At 72.9% G+C, this 1512-nt stretch carries 2 protein-coding genes and 1 pseudogene; all 3 read right to left on the bottom strand.

Annotated features, from left to right (window positions below):
• Positions 1 to 252, bottom strand: a pseudogene (locus tag G6028_RS16140) (acyl-CoA dehydrogenase); the annotation flags it as partial.
• Positions 249 to 1013, bottom strand: a complete 765-nt coding sequence (locus tag G6028_RS16135) for a glycosyltransferase family 2 protein (protein WP_182659477.1) — start codon at positions 1011 to 1013, stop codon at positions 249 to 251. The pseudogene G6028_RS16140 and the gene G6028_RS16135, both read right to left, overlap by 4 nt.
• 105 nt (positions 1014 to 1118) lie before the next feature.
• The coding region (locus tag G6028_RS16130; RefSeq protein ID WP_277817627.1) for a vitamin K epoxide reductase family protein at positions 1119 to 1512 on the bottom strand (394 nt) is incomplete at its 5' end.

Here is a 1512-nt window from a genome sequence, read left to right as displayed (position 1 = left end):
CGGCTCGGCGGCCCACACGCCCCAGAACTCGCCGGGCGAGACTCGGGTGCCCTCGATCTCGGCGAGGATTGCGTCGGCGTCGGCGTGGGCCTCGACCAGGCGGCCCGCCGAGACGTCGTGGGCGCACATCGCGGTGAGCTCGGACCAGCGGGCGCGGGTGTCCCCGTGTCCGGGGAGGGGCAGGTCGGCGCGCCCCTCTTCGACCCACTCGCGGGCGAGGTCGGCTCCGCGGGGGCGATCGGGTGATGTCATGGGGTGACCCCGCTCCTGGTGTGGTCCAACTCGGCGTGGTCCGGCTCGGCGCGGTCCGACTCGGCGTGATCCAGCTCGGCGTGGTCCAGCTCGGTGAGGGCCAGGTGACCGGAGAACCCACCGGGGGTCCGGGAGTGCCGCCGGGCGGAGGTGGTCACGGGCGTCGCGGTGGACCAGGCGATCGACAGCCCCGCCTCCTCGGCGCGGTGCACCAGGCGCACGTCCTCGTGGACCGGCAGGGGCTCGAACCCGCCCAGGTCGCGGTACGCACGGGCCGAGATGCCGATGTTGGCGCCGTGGATGTGCCGGTGGTCGGAACCGGCCCGGTAGCCCTCGAGGTAGCGCACCCGGGTGTCCGGGTTCCACTCGGACCAGTCGGTCACCTCGACCAGTCCGGCGACCACGTCGGCGCCGTCGAGTGCCCGGGCCAGCTGGTCGGCCAGCCAGGTGGGGGGCACGCGCGAGTCGGCGTCGGTGGTGGCGTACCAGCGCTGCCCGGACCGTTGCGGCGAGGCGGGTCGCGGGAGGGAGTCGAACCCGACGGCCCGCGCGGCGCCGACGTTGCGAGCGTCGCACCGCACGATCCGGGCCCGGCCGCGAGCGATCGTCTCGGAGGCGTCGGTGCAGGAATCGAGCACCACGGTCACCGTCACCGGCACGGGGGTGACCGCGGCGCACGCCTCCAGCGAGTCCAGACACCCGGGGAGCAGCACCTGCTCGTCGTGGACCGGGATCACCACGTCGATTCCCACGAAGCGCATCGGGTTCCCTTCAGGTCGCACGGGCGGTGCCGGTGGCGGGGATGGCGTGGGCCGGCCGACGGGCTCTGCTGGTCGGAGTGCTCTGCCGGTCGGAGGGCGCTGCCGTCAGAGGTTGCCGAAGAAGTCCGCCCAGTAGAAGTCCCAGAACGCCCAGAGGATGATCGCGGCCATGGCCAGGAACCACACGACGACGGGGACCAGGTGCCACCGCTGGAGCGCCCGCACCCAGCCGGCGCCGGTGAGCTTGGCCAGCACGTGCAGCAGCGTGTACCAGAACATGGGGATGGTCACGGCCCACACGACCATGCACCAGGGGCAGAGCACCTGGATGGAGAAGATGGACTGGTACGCCAGCCAGTGCACCATCCCCGCGGCGAACGTCAGGCCCAGCAGCGCGCCCACCCAGTACCAGCGCGGGAAGCGCACGCCCGAGGCGGCGGCCACGCCGATCGCGATGAGCACGGCGTAGCCCACCAGCCCGATGAAGGGATTGGGGAAG

Source organism: Dietzia cercidiphylli (assembly GCF_014145145.1).
In the GTDB taxonomy this organism is placed as follows: domain Bacteria; phylum Actinomycetota; class Actinomycetes; order Mycobacteriales; family Mycobacteriaceae; genus Dietzia; species Dietzia natronolimnaea.
This window is presented reverse-complemented; position numbering and strand designations above follow the sequence as displayed.